The organism is Nocardia higoensis (assembly GCF_015477835.1).
GTDB classification, from domain to species: domain Bacteria; phylum Actinomycetota; class Actinomycetes; order Mycobacteriales; family Mycobacteriaceae; genus Nocardia; species Nocardia higoensis_A.
Genome location: NZ_JADLQN010000001.1, coordinates 96,728 through 117,408 on the forward strand (window position 1 = coordinate 96,728; position 20,681 = coordinate 117,408).

Genomic DNA, 20,681 nt, shown 5'->3' on the forward strand with positions numbered 1-20,681 from the left:
ATTCGACGACTCGAGTCGCCGCTGGGACGACTCAGTTCCGGATTGCTCGTTGGATGTACTGCTTTTCGAATTCGCCCATCATCATCGAGACGAGCTCGACGATCGGCCGGGGCGCTGTGCTCGGAGTGCCCGACTCGAACGGTGGCCGGGGATCGTATTCGAGGGCGAGTTGAATGCATTGTGCGAGTTCGGGAGCCGCGACATCGGCCACCAGGGTCAGCGCCAGATCGATGCCCGCCGAGGAACCCGCGCCGGTGGCGATGCGGTCGCCCATGACGATGCGCTGGTCTGTGGGGTGCGCGCCGTACTCGGCGAGTTCGTCGTAGAAGTTCCAGTGCGTGGCGGCCGGCTGATCGTCCAGCACGCCCGCGGCGGCGAGGATGTGCGCTCCGGTGCACACCGAGGTGGTCCACCTGGTGTGTGGATGCGCCCCGCGCACCCAGTCGACGATCGGCCCGTTTTCCCTGGCGATGGTGAGCGAGCCCGCGCCGCCGGGGATCAGGAGGATGTCGGGGCGCGGGAGGTCTGCGAAAGTGGTGTCGATCGGCAGCTGCAGCAGACCATGATCGTCGGCGACCGTGCCCTTCTCCGCGGCGCACAGCACCACGTCGGCGTTCGGCACGGTCGTGAAGACCTGATACGGGCCGATGGCGTCCAATGCGGTGAAACCCGGATACAGACCGAGGGCGATGATCACGAAATCCTCCTGATGAGACGACCGCGACAGCGATGATGGATGCCGCGGCTTCAGCGGTGGAGCACGAGGGGAAGGGCGCTCGGCCCGCGAAGCACGAGTGACGGCTTGTAGTGGACCTCCTCGCGCGGCATGCCCAATGACAGCTGGGCGTAGCGCGACAGCAGATGTTCGAGCAGGATCCGGCTCTCCAGCCGGGCGAGCGCGGCGCCGAGACAGCGATGCAGTCCGTGCCCGAACGCCAAGTGCCGCTTGTCCGCCCGGCCGAGATCGAAGATGTCCGGATGCGGGTACTGCCGTTCGTCGCGATGGGCGGCACCGACCAGCAGCAGCACCGGCTCGTGCGCCGGGATCCCGGTGCCTGCGATGTTCAGATCCTCGGTCGCGAATCGCCACAGGGAACTGGGTTGGGGGCCGTCGTAGCGCAGTGTTTCCTCGATCGCGTCCGCCACGGTGAATCTGCCGTCGCGCACCCCGGTCAGCTGGTCGGGGTGGTCGAGCAGCGCGAGCAGCACGTCGCCGATCAGCCGGATGGAGCTCTCGTAGCCGGCCACCACCAGCCCCACGGCAGTGGCGGTGAGCTCGTCCGAACTGAGGACGCCGGAGTCGTCGCCTGCCGCGATCAACTCCGACAGCAGGTCGTCGCCGGGATGCGTGCGTTTGTGCGCCACGAGCTCCTCGGCGTACTTCATCAGGCCGGCGGTGGCCTCGGGGACCTGCGCCAGCTCCGCGGGATCCGCGGTGAACACCAGATCACCCCATCGTCGCAGGTCGGCCTCGTCGCCCGGCTCCGCGCCGATGACCGCGCAGATCGCCCGGACCGACAGCGGCGCCGCGATCCGCGCTATCACATCGACCGGTTCGCCCATCGGTAGCGGGTCGAGCAGGGCGTCGACCTTCTCGCGAATGGTTTGTTCCCACTGCGCGATTCGCTCTGCTGTGAAGGTGCCCGCAGCCAGGCGACGGATGCGCGTGTGGTCCGGTGGATCGAGGTTGACCATCGTGCGCTCGGCGACCGTGCCCGCCCCGAAGGCCAGGCCCGCCGCGTGGAAATCCGGTGACGCGGAACGGTAGTCGCTGCTCAGTCGCCGGTCGGCGAAGCCTTGCCGGACGTCGGCGAACCGGCTGACCAGCCACACCCTGATATCGACGAACGGGATGGTGACCGGATATACGGGCGCGTTGTCCCGTAGCCACGCGTAGAAAGGATAGGGATTCTGGAAGAACTCCGGTGTGAACATCGCCGGAACGGCTGGGTCGGGTATCGCCGGAACGGCTGGGTCGGGTACCGCCGGAACGGCTGGAGTCGGTGGGACGTCATCGGGCATCTGACGAACTCCCCTCGCTGAGTACGAAGCTGCGCAACGGTAACCAGGCCCGAAATCCACCGTCAAAGGACGTCTCGGCAGGCTTCGCCACGGCTACGCGGGGGGGGGCGTCCGAGCCGGAGCGTTCGCCCGGCACTCGGTCGGCCGGTCTGCGCAACGATCGTGATCGGGGATCTACCGGCGTCGGGAGATCCGCAGGTGCTCCACGACACGCGCAGCCCGCGGCGACATGCGCAGCCCGCGACTTGGAATCGCCGATATTCGAGCCGTCGGTTGATCCGATGCTCGGATCGACCGGTCGCCGGTATGTGCCGGTGGCCGGATCTCGGGGTCTATTCACGCCGGTGCGGTGTCGCCGGATGCCGCGCGCGCCCGGCGACACCGCACTTCGGGCTCACGGTCGATGGGGGCTACGGCGCCTCGTCGGCGAGTTCGAAGCAAATGTCTCTGCCTTCTATACCTTCGCCGCAGCCTCGGCAATACAGCCGTGGCGCGAACGGCTGTCCGCAGTGTCCGTGCACGATCGTGAGATCCGTTCCCGGGGGACCGGAATACCAGTGCTGGGCCCAGTCGACGAGAAAGGCGAAGGCGCCGAAGAATGCCTGGCCCTTGGGGGTGAGCGAGTAACCGCGCCGCGCGGTTCCCGGCACCGGAATCGGGGCGAGCACGTCGAGTTCGGTGAACCGTTGGAGCCGGTTCGACAGCAGTGAAGGCGAGATTCCCAGGGCCGATCGGAAATCGGCGAAGCGTTGGATGCCGAGGAAGGCTGCTGCGAGGACGACGGTGCTCCAGCGGTCGGCCAGGATCTCCATCGTCTCGGGGAAGTAGGAGGCTGGATCGGCGCGTGTGTTGGTGCGGACGGTTCGACGGTGCAGGCGGGGTGCGGTGACCTGCGCGAAGGTAGCGTCCCCGGAGCGAATGCGGGTTTCCCCGAAAGTGACCGGGTGTGCGCGGCATCGCGCGCATCCGAGATCCACCTCGGTATGTCGGCCGCAGACCTTGTGCACCAATTCCGGCAGGGGTGTGCGGTGGGCGACCCAGGTGCGTTCCCAGGACCAGATGGCGACCAGCATCGGCCAGAGTTCGACCGCGCGAGCGGTGGCCAGGTATTCGGTGCGGGTGCGACCGCCGTCGCGGTACGGGTGGGGACGCAGCAGATCGCCGGCGACCATCTCCTTGATCCGTTGTGTCAGAACGGATTCCGACACACCGATACCGTCGCGCCATTCCGCGAAACGTCGGATGCGTTTGAGCAGCGCGCGCTGGATTATCAGCAGAGTCCACTGGTCGCCGATCGCAAGCAGTCCCTGGCCCACCGCGCTGGGCTGATCATCCATCGCGGTGATACCTCCGTCGGCGGCTGCGAATGTCGGTGGCCCCGGCCAATGATAGGGGCCGGTGGCTCGGTCGCTCGTGCGGCCAGGGGGGACCCGCGGGCGATAAGGTGCGCCGTCGGGTGGGAGGGTCCTTCGCTCGCGTCCCCTTGTCCAGCTGACTCTTTCTATAGTAGTGTCTCCGCGGGCGGTCGGGCTGTGGCCGGGCCCGTTGTGTTCTTCACCCTCCTCCGTACTCGTACCCCACCGGGTCCGCGTGGGGATGCGAGCGGTCGACGAGGAGATGAGATGACGCACTACCGCGCCGATGTCCGTGACATCGAGTTCAATCTGTTCGAGGTACTGGGCCTGGACAAGTTGTTGGACAACGGGGCCTACGGTGACCTCGATGCCCAGACGGCCAAGACCATCCTGGCCGAGGTCGCGAGACTGGCCGAGGGGCCCGTGGCGGCGTCGTTCGTGGCCGCGGACCGCGATCCGGTTCGTTTCCTTCCTGACCAGCACACGATCGAGGTGCCGCAGGCGCTGCGTCGGACCGTCGAGGCCGTGCACGAAGCGGGCTGGTCGGCCTTGGGTGTTCCCTCGGATATCGGTGGCATCACCGCACCGGCGGCGTTGATGTGGGCGACCCAGGAGATGATCGCCACGGCGAATCCGGCGGCGATGTTCTTCCACATGGGTCCGCCGATGCACGCGGTGCTGTCCACCGAGGGGACACCGGAACAGAAGCGCTGGGCTGAATACGCCTTCGCGAACCGCTGGGGCGGGACGATGGTTCTCACCGAACCGGAGGCCGGGTCCGACGTGGGATCGGGCTCGACCAAGGCGATTCAGCAGCCGGACGGCACCTGGCACCTCGAAGGAGTCAAACGCTTCATCTCCGGTGGCGATGTGGGCGACACCGCCGAGAACATCCTGCACCTGGTGTTGGCCCGCCCTGAGGGCGCGGCGCCGGGAACGAAGGGATTGTCACTGTTCGTGGTTCCCCGGGTCCTGTTCGACAGTGATACCTTCGAACTCGGCGAACGCAACGGTGTGTATGTCACCGGTGTCGAGCACAAGATGGGACTGAAGTCGTCGCCGACCTGTGAGCTGTCCTTCGGTCTCGGGGATCGCCCGGCGGTCGGCTATCTGGTGGGTGGGGTCCACAACGGCATCGCTCAGATGTTCAAGATCATCGAGAACGCGCGCATGATGGTGGGCACCAAGTCCGCGGGTGCGCTGTCGGCCGGATACAAGGTCGCGCTCGACTATGCGAAGAACCGGGTCCAGGGCGCCGATATGACACGACTGGCCGACAAGAGCGCACCTCGCGTCACCATCATCCACCACCCCGATGTCCGACGTGGCCTGATGCGGCAGAAGGCGTACGCGGAAGGCATGCGGGCGCTGTATCTGTACGCAGCGGCTTTCCTCGACAGCGAGGTGGCCGCGCACTCGTTCGGAATCGACGCCGCTCTCGCCGCGCGCGTCAACGATCTGCTGCTGCCGATCGTGAAGGCGACCTGCTCCGAACGCGCTTACGAGGTGCTCACCGAATCGCTGCAGACTCTCGGTGGTTCCGGCTACCTCCAGGACTACCCGGTCGAGCAGTACATTCGTGATGTCAAGATCGACTCGCTCTACGAGGGCACGACCGCGATCCAGGCCCAGGATTTCCTGTTCCGCAAGATCATTCGTGACGGCGGTGTCGCCTTCGGCTATGTGACCGACCGGATTCGTGATTTTGTCGCCGCGAGCAGTGACACGCGACTGAGCGCTGAGTACCGCAGACTCGATCAGGCTCTCGCTGATGTCGACGCCATGTCGACGGCTCTGACCGCGCATGTCACCGCCGCGATGTCGGCTCCGGAGAGCATCTACACCGTGGGTCTCGGCTCGGTCCGATTCCTGCTCGCGGTCGGCGACCTCGTCATCGGCTGGCGGTTGCTCGAGAATGCGCAACTGGCTCTGCGTGCGCTGGATACCGGAGCCTCCGCCTCGGACGGTGACTTCTACGAAGGTAAGGTCGCCGCGGCGCGGTTCTTCGCCGCGAACGCGCTGCCGCTGCTGTCCGGGGTGCGCATCGTGCTGGACGGCCTGGACCCGGCGATCATGAGCCTGCCCGAAAGCGTGTTCTGAACCGCTCTAGATCCAGTGGGGCCCGCGCGCGTCGTCACGCGGGGCCCACCGGGACAGGGTGGCCGCGCACCATGTCGATCGCGAATTCGGCGTAACGTCGGGCAATCTCGTTCGGAGTGATCGGCCCGTCGGGTTGAAACCATTGTGGCAGTGACGTGCACATCGTGGCGATCGCGCGGGCGGCCTCCCGCGGATGGGGTGTCGCGAACTCCGCGGCGGCGATGCCCGCAGCGATGGCGTCGTCGAGGATGTGCTGAACCTCGTCGCGGCGCAGTGTGATTCGGGTCCGATCCGGTTCGTCGAGGCTGCGCATCTCGGTGGCGCCGATGAAGGCGAGGTCGGACCGGAAGGTGTGGAACAGGGCGAGCACTTCGACGACATTGGCGAACTTCTCGCTCGCGCGTACTCCGGCCGCTCGTGCCGCCGGGATACGCCACAGCAGCTCCGCCATGGCCAGGTCGAGGACGGCGACCAGGAGATGCTGCTTGCTGGGGTAGTAGTGGTAGATCCCGGCCACGCTCATGTCGGCCTTGGCTGCGATCATGCGCATGGTCGCGCCGTGGTATCCCATCGTGACGAAGGTGTCGATCGCGGCCTGCACCGGTGGATCGAGGACCAGTGGTTCGAACGCCCGCCAGCTTCCACCGCCGGGAGAATCGGCGATGGCGGCTCCGACGTTACCGGCGGCCTCGGCATGCGGTGTTCGCAAGATCTCGAGTGTCGTGGTGCCGAGTTCGGCGGCGATGCGGTCGAGCCGGTCCAGGGTGACCGGCGTCTTGCCGTTCTCGATGGCGCTGAGAGTGCCCGCGCTGACCCCGATGCGCCCGGCGAGGCCGCGCAGTGACATACCGGCTCTGAGACGGCTTAGGCGGACCAGCGCGCCCGCCCTACCGAGGCCGGGTGCGGTGGCCCCCGCCTGATCTGTCATGCGAATATCCTAGTCAGTCCGCCGGATGCCGGTCGGCGGGCGTCTCCGCTACAACCCGACCTCGTTCGCGGCGGCCGTGGCCGAGCTGAGCAGTGACAGGACATCGGCTTCTTCGGGCCGTCGCACGCTCGACCGGTTGCCGGGATTGTCCTTGGTGCGGCGCATGATCCCGGCGTAGATCGCCGCGATCTTCCACAGGCCGAGCACGTACCAGAACCACAGTGCGTCGCTGCCGCGACCACTGGCTTCGGCGTATGCCCGCCCCATCTCCTCGAGTCCGGGGATTCCTGCCAGGGCGGGCATGCCGTGGCCGAAGGCCGGTTCGCCCGGTTTCGGCCAGTAGGCCAGGGTCGAGCCCATGTCGGCCATTGGATCGCCGAGAGTGGACAATTCCCAGTCCAGAACGGCGGCGACAGCCCCGGTGGAGCGGGAGGTGATGACATTGCGCAGATGGAAATCGCCGTGGACCAAACGGATTTCCTGCCTGACGGGAATCGCGTCGGTCAGTCGTGCGGTGAGGGCGTCGAACTCGCGATTGTCGCCTTGCCAGCTCGCGTACCATTGCCGGGTCCAACGCTGGAGCTGCCGCTGCGCGTAGGGTGCGTGGCTGGCCAGCGTGTCCAGGCCCGTCCGCTCCAGGTCGACAGCATGGACACGAGCCAGCGTCTCCACCATCGACAACGCGGTCGCGCGGCGCTGGTGCGGGGTGAGCGAGGCGAGGGCCTCCGCGGTGTCGTTGACATGCCCGTCGACGAATTCCATGAGCACCGCGGGTGCGTCGCCGGCGACACCGGCCTCGGCGACGCCGAAGATCCGCGGCGTCGGTACATCTGTCGCGTCGAGCGCGCGCAGGATGCGTGCCTCGCGCACGACATCGTGGGCCGAGGCGAGGGTATGCCCGAGCGGCGGCCTGCGCAGAACCCAGCGGCGTCCGACCTGGTCGCGCACCCAGTAGGTGAGATTGGACTGACCGAGGCCGATGCGGCCGAATCGCAGCGCACCGGAATGGGAGACGCCGATCGAGTCGAACCACGCCCGCAGTCCGGCCGAGTCCACACCCGGTATCGTCGTGAGATCAGTGGTCACGAGCGCACCTCGGATCGGGGTTCGGCCGTGTAGGTGAGCAGCTGGCCGCCGTCGACGACCAGTGTTTCCCCGGTGATCCACGCCGCGGCATCGGAGACCAGAAAAGCGATCGCCTCGCCGATGTCCTCGGGTTCGCCGATACGTCCCAGCGGAGTGCCGACCGCGACGTGGGTTTCGTCGTCCTTCCACAGCGCCTCGGCCAGCTTGGTACGCACCACACCGGGGGCGACGGCATTGACGCGGATGCGAGGGGACAGTTCCATCGCCAGTTGCTTGGTGAGGTGGATCAGTGCCGCCTTGGACACGTTGTACAGGCCCAGGTCGGTACTGACCGACATTCCGTTGATGGAGGCGGTGTTGACGATGACACCGCCGTTGTCACCCATCCACGCCTCGGCGGCCAGCTTGGTCCACAGGATCGGCGCCCACAGATTGACGTCGAACAATTTCGCGAAGCGGTGGTGCTCCTGGGCGATGATCGGACCGAACGCCGGATTGGTTCCGGCGTTGTTGACCAGGATATCGAGGCGGCCGAAGCGCCGGACGACGGCATCGACACATGCACGCGCACTGGCTTCGTCGGCGGCGTGTGCCGCGAAACCGATAGCGGTGCCGCCGATCTCGTCGGCCGCGGCGTTCGCCGAAGCCGACGATCGGGCGGTGACCACGACGTCGGCCCCGTCGGCCGCCAGCGCCTTCGCCGCGGCCAGCCCGATGCCGCGCGAGGCGCCGGTGACGATCGCGACCCGGCCCGCGAACCGTTGCCGGCTCACCGCGAGGCCCCGGCCGGCGCGATGTCGGCGCCACGATCCGGCGTCGAGTAGTTGCGCTGGTGCGGATCACCGGACTCGGCGATCTGGCGTTCGTAGACCGGTTCGGCCGGATAGACGAACTCCTCCATGAACTCGAGCAGCTCCGCGCGGTACCGCTGAGAGCGCTCGGACATTGCGAACATGGTGTCTCCTGGAGTGGACGTCGCGAGGGCCGCGCGGTGTCGCGCGCTGCGGCGCTCCGACAGGCCGACGGAAGGTTGAGCCGACCGTTCGTTCGGTAGATTGTGTTCAGGGGCACGGTAGCAAAGCGGGTAATAGCTGTCCAGAGTGCCTATCATGCCGGTGATTCGCGCGCAGCTGTGAGTCGATTGTGTTCAGAATTGCTGAACATAATCGCTATGTCGTGGGCGGGCGCAGGTGTGGACCCATCGGAGCGGGCGTGTCTCGAATCTCGCGAATGGTCGCGCCTCGGGGGGTAGCGCGGGCGGCTCGACGTGAAGTAGGTTACTTCAACTATACGAGTGACTAGCTCCACTGATATAGGCAGGAACCGATGGAAACAACCACCTCGCGCCCCGCGCGCCATGTCGACGGCACCTGGGTGGAGAATCTGGCCGACATTCTGCGCAAACAGGCGATCGCCACACCCGATGGTGTCGCTGTCGTCGAGAACGGGAATTCCACTACCTACGCGGAGTTGAACGCGCGGGCCGACCGGCTGGCACAGGCGCTCGTCGCCGATGGCGTAGCTCCCGGTGACCGGGTGGGGCTGGTTGTTCCCAACTCGGTGCAGTACTTCGAGGTGCTGTTCGGAGTCGCCAAGGCCGGGGCGATCGCCGCCGTTGTCAGCGACCGCCTTTCGGCGCCGGAAGTCGCCGCGATCCTGGCCGATGTGTCACCCAGGGTGGTGATCGGGCGGCACGACGGTCTGCGCGAGCCGGTGAACGGGGCACGGCGTGTGCTCGCTTCGGACGAGGACTACCAGGCGTGGCTCGACGCCGCCGAACCCGGCGACCCGGCGATTCCGGTCGCCCCCTCGGCTCCGGTGGTCATGCAGTTCTCCTCGGGCACCACCGGCAAACCGAAGGGCATCCTGCTCACCGGTCGCGGACTCGGTTTCGCCCTCGCCGAACTCCAGAAGCTGCTCGACATCGATGCTACCTCGGTGGCTCTCGCGCCCGTCCCCTTCTCGCACGTGACGGGTCTGGGGTTGGCGCTCGTGTCGACACTCGGCGGGGCCACCTTGGTGCTGGACATCGCGACCGACCCCGCGGCCTTCGTAGCGCAACTGATCGGCGAACGCGTATCGCACGCGGTCATGGTTCCCACGCTGGTGCAGCGACTGGTGCAATCACCTCAGGTGGCATCCCTGGATTGGTCGGCGTTGCGCTACATCGTCTACGGTGGCGCGCCGATGCCGCTGGCCACGATCGAAAAGGCCACCCAGGTGCTGGGATGCAAGTTCATCCAGAGCTACGGATTGACCGAGTCGACCGGTGCGGTCACCGTCCTCGGTCCGGAGGATCACCTGTCGGCGGGGGCGGCCGAGCATCGGTTGCGCTCGGTTGGCAGGCCGAATTCCGCGTCCCCGATCCGCGTGGTCGATCCCGAAACCCTCGAAGACGTCGAGGTCGGCCGAGTGGGCGAGATTCTCATCGGTGGACCGCAGATCATGGCCGGCTACTACGGCGACGAAGCCGCCACCGCACAGGCTGTCGTCGACGGATGGTTGCGCACCGGTGACGGCGGCAGCTTCGACAGCGACGGCTATCTGTATCTGCATGACCGGCTCAAAGACATGATCATCAGCGGCGGCGAGAACGTCTATCCCGCCGAAGTGGAAAGTGTGCTCAGCGGTCTGGACGGTGTCGCCGAGGCGGCGGTGGTGGGGATCGCGTCGGAGAAGTGGGGTGAGTCGCCGTACGCGGTGGTCGTGCTGCTGCCCGGGGCAGCCCTCACCGAAGCGGATGTCATCGCCTATGCCCGTGCCCGATTGGCACACTACAAGTGCCCGGTGGGGGTGTCTTTCGTGGACAGCCTGCCGCGCAACGCCTCCGGCAAGCTGCTCAAGCGTGTGATCAGAGAGCAGGTGGGCTAGACCGCGGCATCGGCGGTCTCGATGAGCACCTGGTCGCCGTGTAGTTCGCGAGCGCAGTGCCCACATGCCAGGCGGGGGATCAGCGCCGCACCGCAGCTTCGATGGGTGAACACCATGGCCGGCCCCTCCGGTGCGCGAAACCAGTGCTGTCCCCAGAGGATCATGAGCGTGATCACCGGAAAGAAGGCCTCGCCCTTCGGGGTCAGGCTGTAGGTGACCCAATCCGGCCGCACCGGATTGGGTTCGGTGGTGACCACTTCCAGATCCTGGAATCGGCGCAGCCGATCGGCGACCATCGCCGGGGGTGCGCTGGTCATGTCGTGCAATGCGCCGAAGCGACGCGCCCCCATGAACAGTGCGCCGAGCATGGCGGCCGACCATCGGTTGCCGAGCAGTTCCATGGTGTGCGGCAAGATCTCGGAGGGGCGGTTCGCCGTTGTCGAGCGGCGTCGAGCGATCGAGGTGGGCACGCTTCGCGACCAGGCCCCGCTGGGACCGAGCGAGGCCGCCACGTCATGCCGGGTGGCGGCCTGGCCGCAGTGTGCGCAAGTCAGTGCGGGGGTGAAGGTGGCGCCGCAGAGGGTATGGCGCATCCGGGGCAGCGGCGTCGGCGACGCGGGAGCCCATTGCTGCTCCCAGGCCCACATCATCAGCAGGATCGGCCAGACGCCGCGGCCGCGTTCGGTGAGCGCGTATTCGTAGCGCACGGGCCGCTGCGAATACTGGATCCGGTCGAAGAGATTCAGTTCGGTGAGCTGGTTCAGTCGTGTGGCGAGGACGGAATTGGAGATCCGGCCGCGGGCGATCCAATCGCCGTAACGCCGGCAGCCTTGAATGGCGAAACGCAGGATCCAGAGGTTCCACTCGTCGCCGAGCGCTCCCAGGGTCACCGCGATCGCGTTGTCGCCGCCCGCGGGCAGTTCGGTGTGCGTATGCTGCGTTACCACACCTGTCAACTCTAGTGCCACCGTGCGGTGGTGCCGGGGACCGCGTTCGGTCTCACTGTGGTCGCCCGCGCCGCACGCCCGGCCATCACGCTGCGCGGGAACTGTTATGGTCGATCAGGCGCGGTTACTCTGATAGTTGTAGTAGCTTCGGTGTGAGTGGCAAGTATGCACCCCGGCTTTTTCGCCGTCGAGCCGAATCGGACGCGAGAATCAGGATTGACATGTTCGAATTCCCTTGGGGCGCTTTAGCGCTCAACTTCGTCGTGAGCACAGTCGCGGTCGTGGTGTTCATCGCGGCGATCATGATGACCGCCATCCGTATCCGCAATCAATCGATCATCGATATCTTCTGGGGTCCTGGATTCGTCGTGGTCGCCGTCGTCTCCTACCTGATGTCGGCCTCGAGTGAGGGCAACGACGTACGGCGGCTTGTCGTCCTCGCGCTGACCGCCCTCTGGGGCCTGCGTCTGGGCCTCTACATCGGCAACCGTAACCGCGGACACGGCGAGGATCCTCGCTATACCGCGCTGATGAAGCATCGGACCGGGTCTCTGGTCGGATTCCTCGTGCGCAAGATCTACGGGCTGCAGGGATTGCTCATCCTGGTCGTGTCGTTGCCGGTGCAGTTCGCTATGTACCAGAGCGCCTCGCTCGGAATTCTCGGTGCGCTCGGTGTGGCGGTCTGGGTGATCGGCTTCTTGTTCGAAGCCGTCGGTGACTGGCAGCTGTCGAGGTTCAAAGCGGATCCGGCCAATGCCGGACGGATCATGGATCGGGGTCTCTGGGCGTGGACACGCCATCCCAATTATTTCGGTGACGCCTGTGTCTGGGTGGGACTGTTCCTGCTGGCGCTGGGCAGCCCATTCGGTCTCATCGCCATCGTGTCGCCGGTGGTGATGACCCGGCTGCTGGTGAGCTACAGCGGCAAGGCGCTGCTGGAGAAGCGGATGCGCCGCAAGCGTGGCGAGGAGTTCGAGCGTTACGTGGCGCGCACGAGCGGATTCTTCCCGCGTCCTCCGCGCCGGGTGGACATCGACGGCGACAACTGATCGCGCCAGGTACGGACGCGCCCGGTCGTTTCGGGCGGCCGGGCACCCTCGAGCCGAAACGCCGCGGCGGCCTCCGCTGGTCGATCGCCCCGCCAAAACGCAACGCGTTCGATTACGCGATGTACGACGCGCTTCCGCGACGGGGTGGCGCGGGCCGACGCCGATCCGGCGGTGCGGGCGATCATTCTCACCGGCACGCCCGAACACTTCTGCGCGGGCACGGATCTGAGCGAACTGCGCGAGGTCGCACCGGGTACGCGTGCGCAGGACCGCCCCGGCCACACCGAGGCGGTCACTGGTTCCTATGGGAGGCTGTCAAGCCGGTCATCGCCGCGATCGACGGCCCCGCCGCCGGCCTCGGCGTCGAACTCGCCGCCCAGGCGGATCTGCGGATCGCTAGTTCACGGGCCCGCCTTTCCTGGATCTTCGTCCAGCGTGGTCTGATCTCCGACATCGGTGCGGGCACCTGGTTGCTGCCCGCCCAGGTGGGATCGCAGATGGCCGAACGTCTCGTACGCTGGCGATCGCCCATGCCAAGCAGTTGATCAACGGTGCGGGTTCGCGTGATCGCGACAGTCATCTCGAGGCGCGTATCGTCGCGCTCACCGAATGTCGGCTCTCGGCGGATCACCGAGAAGGGGGGTGGGGGCGTTCTTCGAGCGTCGCTCCCCGCGATTCACGGGGCATCGATCCTGCCCTGGAACCGGACTGTGTCGCGTTCGAGGACGGCATTGCAGGCGTTGCAGGTGAACTGTGGCTGCAGGTCCCGCCCGCACGGAATATGGATCAGATTCAGGCCGGAATGACCGTCCTCGGACAGCCATCGGCACGCCCATCCGTTGATCGTGGTCGTGACATCGAAGAAGTCCAGTGCCTTCGGCGTCAGCCGGTACTCTTGGCGTTTGCCGCCGCTGAGATTCTCCCGGGTCATCAGACCCGCCTCGACGAAGACATTCAGCCGCTGGGTGAGCGTGACGGGGGAGATATTGAGCCGGGCCTGGAAATCGTTGAAGCGGTGCGTCCCGGTGAACGCGTCCGAGAGCAGGAACAGCGACCATCGATCGCCGAGCAGTGCCGTGCCATCGGACGGGGCGGCCACGGCGGGGGACCGGCGGGATCTGCGATAGGCCGCGTCGTGCAGCAGGTCCTCGTCGATGCGGCCGCTGACATCGTGGATGGTGATACCGATCGCGCCGCAGCGACCGCATCCGAAGACCGGGCGCGCGTAGTGTCCGCACGTGAGATGGACCATGCGGGTGGTGGCGTCGCGGTGCTGATGGCCTGCCCAGCGCCGGTCCCACACCCAGAGGGCGGCGAGGACCTGCCAGAGGTCGAGCCCGGCCGGGGTCAGCAGGTACTCGTGACGCGGTGGATTCCGCTGATACTCGCGGGTGTAGAGAATTCCCTCGTCGACCAGTGAGGCCAGGCGCCGGGACAGTACGGGGTCGGAGATGCTCAGGCCCTCGCGAAGCTCCTGGAAGCGCTTCCTGCCGACGAAGATCAGCATCACGATCCGTAGCGTCCACATATCGCCCAGCAGGTTGAGCGCATGCCCGAGAGGTGAGGCGGCGTCACTTTTCGCAGATGTAGTTTCTTCGCTTGCGTTCCTCAGCTGCTCGACTGTCTCCGACAGTGCTTTCCTCGGACTCTGCGGACTCATGCTGCACATAGTAGTGGTTTCGCCGGGGTTGTCGGGGTGGTGCCGTTGCCGTGCTTCCACTGTCGTAAATGAAGTGTTGATCGGCCCCTGGGGACCGGCGGTGCGTGTGCGCGGTCGCCGGAGATGTCGGCCTCGCGTCCGTGCGCCCGCCCCTGATAGGCGTGAAGCATCAATTAAGAAAGTCACTCTTTTTGTTGATGAACTGTTGACGCTGGGCGTGACCTAGCTTATAAATAGCTGAATCTCCTGTTGGTGATCCGGATCACCACTCATGTCTGCCGAGTCGATCGCGCAATGACTTCTACATAAAAAGGCTCCAACCATGCTTCAGATCTCCGATGTCGTCGTGAAGTTCGGCGGCATCACCGCGCTCGATCATGTGGGGTTCACGGTGGGTTCCGGAGAAATCTGCGGACTCATCGGTCCCAACGGTGCGGGCAAGACCTCGCTGTTCAACTGCATCACCCGGGTGTACCGGCCCGATGGGGGGACCATCCGATACGGCGAGGTCGATGTGCTGGGCCTGCGCCGCTATCAGGTGGTGAAGGCCGGAATCGCCCGCACCTTCCAGAATCTGGCGTTGTGGCCGTCGTTGTCGGTCTTGCAGAACATCATGGTCGGCGCGCACGGACGGGCGACACCGCGACTGCTGCCGTCACTGTTCGGCTGGCCGGGCTCGCTCGAGGCCACCCGCGGGGTCGAGCGGGACGCCTGGGCGCTCATCGATCGCCTGGGCCTCGACGATGTCGCCCATCACCCCGCGGCGGGCCTGCCGTTCGGCACCCTCAAACGGGTCGAACTCGCCCGTGCGCTGATCAGCCGGCCGACGCTGCTGCTGCTCGACGAACCCGCCGGCGGCCTGACCCACTCCGAAGTCGATGAACTGGGTGGGCTGATCCGGGAGTTGCGTACCGAATACGGCTTCAGCGCACTGCTGGTCGAACACCACATGGGCCTGGTCATGAGTCTGAGCGACCACGTCGTCGCCATGAATTTCGGCCGCACCATCGCCGACGGGGCGCCCGAAGATGTCCAGCGCGATTCCGCCGTGGTCGCCGCCTACCTGGGCAGGGCCGCATGAGTACGTTGCTACGCGCGGACAATATCGACGCCGGCTACGGCAGCGCACCCGTACTGCACGGGGTGTCGATCACCGTCGATGCCGAGGAGATCGTGGTGGTGCTCGGCGCCAATGGCGCGGGCAAATCCACCCTGCTCAAAGTGCTTTCGGGTCAGCTCCCCTTCACCGGAGAGTTGAGCATCGACGGCAGACGGCTCACCAACCCACATCCGGCGGCGCTGCTGCACCGCGGAGTCAGCCTGGTGCCGCAGGGACGCGGCACCCTCACTGCGATGTCGGTGCTGGACAATCTGCGCGTCGGCGCGGTCACCCGCCGCGACAAACACGGGGTCGCCGAGGACATCGAACGCTGGCTGAGCGTCTTCCCGCGGCTGCGCGAGCGCTCGGATCAGATCGCGGGCACCCTGTCCGGCGGTGAGCAGCAGATGCTCGCCATCGCACGGGCGATGATGAGCCGCCCGGCGCTGTTGTTGTGCGACGAGATCAGTCTCGGTCTGGCGCCGAAGGTCGTGCAGGACCTGTTCGCGACGATGGCCGAGATCAATCGGGAATCCGGCACCGCGATGCTGTTCGTCGAACAGAACGCGCAGTTGGCCCTGGAGATCGCGGCGCGGGTCTACCTACTCGAGGTCGGCTCGGTGACCGCCACCGGAACCGCCGAGGAGTTCCGTGACGACAACAGCATTCGCGCCGCCTATCTCGGCTATTGATCCGGAGTCACCATGGACATACTCTTATCCCGCGTTTTCGCCGGCGGCACCGTCGGCGCCATCTATGTGCTCGTGGCGCTGTGCCTGGTCATCGTCTTCCGCAGCTCGTCCACGATCAATTTCGCGCAGGGTGAGTTCGCCCTGTTCACGACCTACATCAGCTGGTGGCTGGCCTCGCACGGCATCGATATCTACCTCGCGATCGTGCCGGCGATCCTCATCGGTTTCGTCATGGGAGCCCTGGCCGAGCGCTGGCTCATCCGTCCGGTGCGCCGCCGTGACGAGACCGCGGTGCTGATCGTCGCGCTGGCGTTGTTCACCGGGCTCAACGGTCTCAGTGGCTGGATATGGGGCTCCGACGACCGGGCCTATCCGCGTATGTTGCCGCACGGAGAAGGCAGCTACATCGGTCTGTTCGGCGCGCGTCTGCACTACGACACCCTCGTGATGCTGGCTCTCATGGCAGCGGTCGTCGTCGCGCTGACCTTGTTCTTCAATCGCACGAGCGTCGGTCTGCAAATGCGGGCGGTTGCGACCGATCCGGTGTCGGCCTCGCTGTGCGGTGTGCGCGTCGGGCGCGTACTGACACTGTCCTGGGGGATGGCCGGCGCCCTGGGCGCACTGGCCGGCGCACTGCTCATCCCCCTGGTTCCGCCCGGCCAGCTCGGCCTGTCGGGCATGTTCAACGTCCTGATCTTCGCGACGGCGGCCGCACTGCTCGGCGGATTGGACAGCGTCAAGGGCGCGGTCGTCGGTGGATTGGCACTGGGTATCGGCCTGGCCCTGGTCAACGGGTACGCCGGATTCCTCGGTGGATCGTTGTCACTGACCACGGCACTGGTCGTCATCGTCGCCGTCCTGTTGGTCCGTCCCACCGGCTTGTTCGGTGCCCGTCGTCTGGAGCGAGTATGAAGCGTCCACTGGTCGTCGAACGCGGCTCGGCGCGATACCGAGCCCTGATGGCGGGCGGTCTGTTCCTGCTCGTCGCCCTGATCCTGTGGGGGAGTGGGCTGGCGCCGTTCGAGCTGGGGCAGGTCACCCGGGTCATGATCTTCGCTATCGCCATCACAGGACTCAATCTCGCGACCGGATATGTCGGCATGCTCTCGGTGGGGCACTCGGCGTTCTTCGGTCTGGGCGCCTACACCACAGGCATCCTCGTGGTGTCCTACGACTGGCAGGCCTTCGCGGCGATTCCGGTGGCCTTCGTGGTGTGCCTGGTGGCTGGTCTGCTGGTCGGCCTGCCCGCCTTGCGGATTCGGGGCCTCTACCTCGCGATGGTGACCTTGGCCTTCGCTGTCGCCTTCCCGGAACTGGTCGCGCACTTCTCCGATCTGACCGGCGGCTCCAGCGGTCTGATGATTCGCCGCGCCGATCTCACGCCACCGGCGTGGTCCGGCTTCACACTCGGACAGAAGGACCTGTGGCTGTATTGGCTGACCGTCGCCCTACTGATCGCGACCGTCGCCCTCATCGCGGCGTTGGTGCGCAGCCGCTACGGGATGGCCTTGGCCGCGGTGCGCGAGAACGAGATCGCCGCCTCGGCCTCCGGGGTGAACATCGCGGTCGTCAAGACCACGATGTTCGGCCTGTCCGGTGCGGTCACCGGGGTGGCGGGTGCCCTGTTCGCCATGTATATGGGCAGCCTGTTCGCGGAGGGGTCGTTCACCCTGCTCGCCGGTATCACTCTGTTGATCGGCCTGGTCATCGGGGGTGAGCGCACGATCGCCGGCCCTGTGGTGGGTGCCGTCGTGGTCGTCTACGTCCCGTACCTCACCGCGGAGGTGGGAGCGGGGCAGGCCGCCTCGGTGCTGTTCGCGATCAGCTTGCTCGCGGTGATCTTCCTCGCCCCTTCCGGCGCCGTCGGCGGAATGACGACGCTGACCCGCAAATTCGTGGTGCTCGCCCCGCGCGGACGTCCGAAGCCGCCCGCGCCGCCCGCACCCGATGCTCTCCCCGCTCGGTCCGATGCCACAGACGCGGCCCTGAGCTCTTGATCCCCTGGAAAGAAGGACGAAATTCCATGACCAACACCGTGCATCGCGCCGGTCGGGCTGCCCTGCTCGCCGGACTCGCCGCCTGTCTCGCCCTGACGGCCTGCAATTCCACGGGCAACTCGGCGGACAACGCCGGATCCGGTGGATTCGTCGTCAACGCCGAGGACTGCCAGGATCCCGAAGCCGCCGCGGCGCCCATCGAAGGCGCGATCACCGTGGGGTTCAGCGCCCCGCTGTCGGGCCCGGTCGCCGGGCCCGCCGAGCTGGCCGGCGGCGGCTACAAGGCACGGATCGCCGCGCAGAACGCCCGCGGCGGCATCGATGGCCATCAGATCGAGGTCGTCTACCGTGACGATTCGTTCCAGCCGGACAAGGCCAAGGCCAACGCCACCGAGTTCCTGCAGCGCACCAAGGTAGACATTCTGAACACCTTCGGCGCGGGCGCGCTCGGCGCGATGGCCGATGATCAGAATGCCGCGTGCGTCCCGCTGCTGTACCCGAGCTCGAGCGCACCGCAGTTCCAGGACATGCAGACCTACCCGTGGACGGTGCAGTTCCTGCCGTCCGCGGCCAAGGAGACCAGGTTCCTGGTCCAGTACATCCAACAGAAGGTGCCGGGAGCGCGCGTCGGTATCGCCGAGAACTCCACGGCCAGCGGCGTTCAGCAGTCGGCGGCGTTCCAGGCCTCGGCGAAGGAGGCCGGCCTCGATATCGTGCTTGTCACGCCGGACACGGACCCGAACGCCGCGGCGACCGCGCTGAAGGAGGCGGGGGCCGATGTCGTCTACCACGCTGGCGTGGTCGGATCCTGCGGTGTGTTCGACACGGCCAGGGACCGGATCGGGTACAAGCCCGAACTGGTCGTCAAGGCCAGTAACTGTGTCAACACCCCCGAATACCTGACCGCGGGAGCTGCCGCCGATGGTGTCGTCATTCCGCGCTACCTCAAGGACCCGGGCGATCCGGCGATGGTCGCCGACCCTGGCGTGCAGACCTACCTCGCGGATATGACCGGTGTGGCGGACCCGAACAACGCCGTCACGATCAGTGGCTGGCTGCAAGCGGACCTGATGATCAACACCCTGCAACAGGCCGCGACATCGGAGCAGGGTCTGACTCGGATCAGCATCATCGAGGCCGCGCGGAACCAGACCTACTCCTCGCCGATGCTCACCGACGGCATCGAGTGGGTCAGCACCCCGGACCATCCGGCCGGTGTGAACGGATTCGAACCGATCGCGTGGAGCGCGGCCGAGCGGCGATTCCTGCCCGCCGGGCCGGTCGTCGCGATTCAGTGAGAGCGACCCGAGGCCGGTGAGGTCTGCGGGAACCATCCGGTTCCTCGGGTGACCCCGCCGGATGCCGTACCCACGGCGTCCGGCGGGTTTCTCGTATGCGAAGGGTGGCGGACACCGCACGGGCTCGGCGCCGAGCAGGCCGAAGGCGGCGGCAATGTCCTTGCCGCCGCCCAGGGGTGAATCCGGTCCGAGGGTCCGCTCGTGGCTGGTCAGCCCACGACGAAGCTGACAACGGTGGTGGTGCTGCCACCGAAGTTCAGCGTCGCCGCCCGGCGCGCGCCGGCCACTTGGTAGGCGCCGGCTGTTCCGGTGATCTGTTTGTGGCAGTCGAGCAGCATGCGGATACCGGTCGCCCCGACGGGATGGCCGCCACCGAGCAGGCCGCCACTGGGATTCATCGGCAGCCGCCCGCCGATCTCCAGATCTCCGGCTTCGACGGCGCGCCAGCTCTGACCAGGCTCGGTCAATCCGAAGTGATCGATGGCCATGTACTCGCTGGCGGTGAAGCAGTCGTGGGTCTCGATGAGATCGAGGTCGTCGACGGCTTCGATGCCCGCGCGGGCGAATCCGTCCTGGATCGCCGCCGCGACGTGCGGGAACATCAGGGGCTGGTCCGCGCTGCGGCGCAGCTTCTCTTCGATGAGCAGGCCGGCGGTGCGGTGCCCCCAGCCCAGGATTCGCGACAGGGATTCGGGCCGCAGCCGCGGGTGGGTGGCCAGGTAGCGATCCGACACCAGCACGACACCGGCGCCGCCGTCGGTCAGCGGGCCGCAGTCGACCTTGTGCAGCCGCCCTTCGACCACAGGGTTGGCTTCGGGGTCGTCGGTGAAAGAGGTGGGGCCGTACTCCCAGCCGCGGGTTTGCGCGTTGGGGTTGTTCCTGGCGTTGCGGGCGTTGAGTTCGGCGATGCGCCACAGATGGGCCGGCTCCAGACCGTAACGCTTGTCGTATTCCTCGGCGACGCGACTGAACATGTAGGGCCACATGTATTTGGCGTCTCGGCCTTCGCGGCCGATCCACGCCGCCCCCGCCATGTGCTGGGCGCCGATGTCGCCGGGGACGTTCTTCTCGAGTTCCACCCCGACCACCAGCGCGCAGTCGTAGCGGCCGGATTCGAGATCGGCCATCGCGGCCAGGATCGCCAGTGAGCCCGAGGCACACGCCCCCTCGTGACGGGTGGCGGGCACGCCCCAGAGCTCGGACTCGACCGACGCGGGCATCGCGCCGAGATGCCCCTGGCCGGTGTAGACCTGGCCGAACGCGTTGGCGACGTGGATGACCTCCACATCACCCACGGGGATGCCCGCGGTATCGAGTGTCCCGTTCACGATCTCCGCGGTCAGGTCGCTGAGGTCCAGACCTTCCTTGGTGAAATTCCGGGAGAAATCGGACTGATATCCGCCTGTGATCCATACGGATTCGGGGGCCATAGCGTCACCGCTTTCGAGGTTTTCGAGTTCTTTGTACTTCAACTATAAGAGTGTATGGCGCCGGAGGGAACCCTGGTGTGGCTGCCCGATCCGGCGCCGGAGAGCCCGCGATGACGGTACGGGCGTGGCTTGACAAGCGGGCTCTGG

At 66.5% G+C, this 20,681-nt stretch carries 18 protein-coding genes and 2 pseudogenes; 10 read left to right on the plus strand and 10 right to left on the minus strand.

The annotated features are described in order from the left end of the window. Positions 1-31 precede the first annotated feature (31 nt). The 3 genes from IU449_RS00370 to IU449_RS00380 form a co-directional block, all read right to left on the minus strand. Positions 32-697 carry a DJ-1/PfpI family protein gene (locus IU449_RS00370; protein ID WP_194999983.1) on the minus strand — a complete coding sequence of 222 codons (666 nt, stop codon included), beginning with the start codon at positions 695-697 and terminating at the stop codon, positions 32-34. A 50-nt stretch (positions 698-747) separates the two neighbouring features. Then, positions 748-1,935: a cytochrome P450 family protein gene (locus IU449_RS00375; RefSeq protein WP_194999984.1), complete on the minus strand. Its 1,188-nt coding sequence runs from the start codon at positions 1,933-1,935 to the stop codon at positions 748-750. Positions 1,936-2,432: 497 nt separating this feature from the next. After that, positions 2,433-3,359: a winged helix-turn-helix transcriptional regulator gene (locus IU449_RS00380; RefSeq protein WP_194999985.1), complete on the minus strand. Its 927-nt coding sequence runs from the start codon at positions 3,357-3,359 to the stop codon at positions 2,433-2,435. A gap of 285 nt (positions 3,360-3,644) precedes the next feature. On the opposite strand from IU449_RS00380, the gene IU449_RS00385 reads away from it, so the two are divergent. Then, positions 3,645-5,477 (plus strand): acyl-CoA dehydrogenase, encoded by a 1,833-nt coding sequence (locus IU449_RS00385; RefSeq protein WP_194999986.1) that lies wholly within the window; start codon positions 3,645-3,647, stop codon positions 5,475-5,477. Positions 5,478-5,511: 34 nt separating this feature from the next. On the opposite strand, the gene IU449_RS00390 is transcribed toward IU449_RS00385, so the two are convergent. The 4 genes from IU449_RS00390 to IU449_RS00405 are packed head-to-tail and all read right to left on the minus strand — an operon-like array spanning position 5,512 to position 8,446. Beyond that, a complete protein-coding gene (locus IU449_RS00390) occupies positions 5,512-6,405 on the minus strand; it encodes a TetR family transcriptional regulator (protein ID WP_194999987.1) in 894 nt (297 codons plus the stop codon). 48 nt (positions 6,406-6,453) lie between these two features. Beyond that, positions 6,454-7,491 (minus strand): phosphotransferase family protein, encoded by a 1,038-nt coding sequence (locus IU449_RS00395; protein WP_324188023.1) that lies wholly within the window; start codon positions 7,489-7,491, stop codon positions 6,454-6,456. Then, positions 7,488-8,264, minus strand: a complete 777-nt coding sequence (locus tag IU449_RS00400) for an SDR family oxidoreductase (protein ID WP_194999988.1) — start codon at positions 8,262-8,264, stop codon at positions 7,488-7,490. Before IU449_RS00400 ends, IU449_RS00395 begins: the two co-directional genes overlap by 4 nt. Further along, a complete protein-coding gene (locus IU449_RS00405) occupies positions 8,261-8,446 on the minus strand; it encodes a hypothetical protein (protein WP_194999989.1) in 186 nt (61 codons plus the stop codon). Before IU449_RS00405 ends, IU449_RS00400 begins: the two co-directional genes overlap by 4 nt. Before the next feature lie 371 nt (positions 8,447-8,817). Here IU449_RS00405 and IU449_RS00410 point away from each other — a divergent pair, with 371 nt between their 5' ends. Next, entirely contained in the window at positions 8,818-10,362 is a 1,545-nt protein-coding gene (locus tag IU449_RS00410) for a class I adenylate-forming enzyme family protein (protein ID WP_194999990.1), read from the plus strand. Here the strand turns inward: IU449_RS00410 and IU449_RS00415 are convergent. Beyond that, positions 10,359-11,309 carry a winged helix-turn-helix transcriptional regulator gene (locus IU449_RS00415; protein WP_194999991.1) on the minus strand — a complete coding sequence of 317 codons (951 nt, stop codon included), beginning with the start codon at positions 11,307-11,309 and terminating at the stop codon, positions 10,359-10,361. The two genes, IU449_RS00410 and IU449_RS00415, sit on opposite strands and share 4 nt — an antisense overlap. Before the next feature lie 221 nt (positions 11,310-11,530). On the opposite strand from IU449_RS00415, the gene IU449_RS00420 reads away from it, so the two are divergent. From IU449_RS00420 to IU449_RS29750, 3 genes and pseudogenes are all read left to right on the plus strand, one after another. Then, positions 11,531-12,358, plus strand: coding sequence for a DUF1295 domain-containing protein (locus IU449_RS00420; protein ID WP_194999992.1), 828 nt, complete (start codon positions 11,531-11,533; stop codon positions 12,356-12,358). A 111-nt stretch (positions 12,359-12,469) separates the two neighbouring features. Then, a pseudogene (locus tag IU449_RS29745) lies at positions 12,470-12,601 on the plus strand (enoyl-CoA hydratase-related protein); the annotation flags it as partial. Beyond that, complete coding sequence (locus IU449_RS29750; protein WP_416382145.1) at positions 12,568-12,903, plus strand: enoyl-CoA hydratase-related protein; 336 nt, start codon at positions 12,568-12,570, stop codon at positions 12,901-12,903. The pseudogene IU449_RS29745 and the gene IU449_RS29750, both read left to right, overlap by 34 nt. Before the next feature lie 131 nt (positions 12,904-13,034). Here IU449_RS29750 and IU449_RS00430 read toward each other — a convergent pair whose 3' ends face one another. After that, positions 13,035-14,027: a helix-turn-helix domain-containing protein gene (locus IU449_RS00430; RefSeq protein WP_324188024.1), complete on the minus strand. Its 993-nt coding sequence runs from the start codon at positions 14,025-14,027 to the stop codon at positions 13,035-13,037. 313 nt (positions 14,028-14,340) lie between these two features. On the opposite strand from IU449_RS00430, the gene IU449_RS00435 reads away from it, so the two are divergent. The 5 genes and pseudogenes from IU449_RS00435 to IU449_RS00455 all read left to right on the plus strand — a co-directional run bounded on the left by IU449_RS00435 (position 14,341) and on the right by IU449_RS00455 (position 19,104). Further along, entirely contained in the window at positions 14,341-15,099 is a 759-nt protein-coding gene (locus IU449_RS00435) for an ABC transporter ATP-binding protein (RefSeq protein ID WP_194999994.1), read from the plus strand. Positions 15,100-15,164: 65 nt separating this feature from the next. Continuing rightward, positions 15,165-15,809 (plus strand): annotated as a pseudogene (locus tag IU449_RS00440) (ABC transporter ATP-binding protein); the annotation flags it as partial. A 12-nt stretch (positions 15,810-15,821) separates the two neighbouring features. Next, the gene (locus IU449_RS00445) at positions 15,822-16,721 is read left to right on the plus strand and encodes a branched-chain amino acid ABC transporter permease (protein ID WP_194999996.1); all 900 of its coding nucleotides are present in this window, start codon (positions 15,822-15,824) and stop codon (positions 16,719-16,721) included. Beyond that, positions 16,718-17,806, plus strand: coding sequence for a branched-chain amino acid ABC transporter permease (locus IU449_RS00450; protein WP_194999997.1), 1,089 nt, complete (start codon positions 16,718-16,720; stop codon positions 17,804-17,806). The genes IU449_RS00445 and IU449_RS00450 overlap by 4 nt, the downstream gene beginning before the upstream one ends. Positions 17,807-17,832: 26 nt before the next feature. Then, positions 17,833-19,104 (plus strand): ABC transporter substrate-binding protein, encoded by a 1,272-nt coding sequence (locus IU449_RS00455; RefSeq protein WP_194999998.1) that lies wholly within the window; start codon positions 17,833-17,835, stop codon positions 19,102-19,104. A gap of 209 nt (positions 19,105-19,313) precedes the next feature. Here IU449_RS00455 and IU449_RS00460 read toward each other — a convergent pair whose 3' ends face one another. Then, positions 19,314-20,534 carry an acetyl-CoA acetyltransferase gene (locus tag IU449_RS00460; protein ID WP_195002213.1) on the minus strand — a complete coding sequence of 407 codons (1,221 nt, stop codon included), beginning with the start codon at positions 20,532-20,534 and terminating at the stop codon, positions 19,314-19,316. Between the last annotated feature and the right edge of the window lie 147 nt (positions 20,535-20,681).